Annotated in this window: 1 protein-coding gene; it reads left to right on the top strand. The window is 38.8% G+C overall.

What is annotated here, in order from left to right; translation table 11 throughout:
• The coding region (locus tag GSY63_RS00015; protein ID WP_208094395.1) for a hypothetical protein at positions 1-205 on the top strand (205 nt) is incomplete at its 5' end.
• Between the last annotated feature and the right edge of the window lie 14 nt (positions 206-219).

The raw sequence follows: 219 nt of genomic DNA, 5'->3' as shown, positions 1-219 counted from the left end.
CGAGGTAATCAAACAAAGAGATAAAGCTGCAAATGATCTGTTCTCCACTGCTGTCTCTACCATTAGGCAGCCTATTGAGTCCCTATTTAACTGGCTGATAACAAAAACGGATATACAGAGAGCCAGTAAGGTCAGATCAACAAAGGGTTTGCTTATTCATGTTTTTGGTAAAATTGCTGCCGCTTTTATTTATCTTGTCTTTTAACCCTTGATTCGCAT

The sequence above is a fragment of the Mucilaginibacter agri genome (assembly GCF_009928685.1).
Lineage (GTDB): Bacteria > Bacteroidota > Bacteroidia > Sphingobacteriales > Sphingobacteriaceae > Mucilaginibacter > Mucilaginibacter agri.
This window is presented reverse-complemented; position numbering and strand designations above follow the sequence as displayed.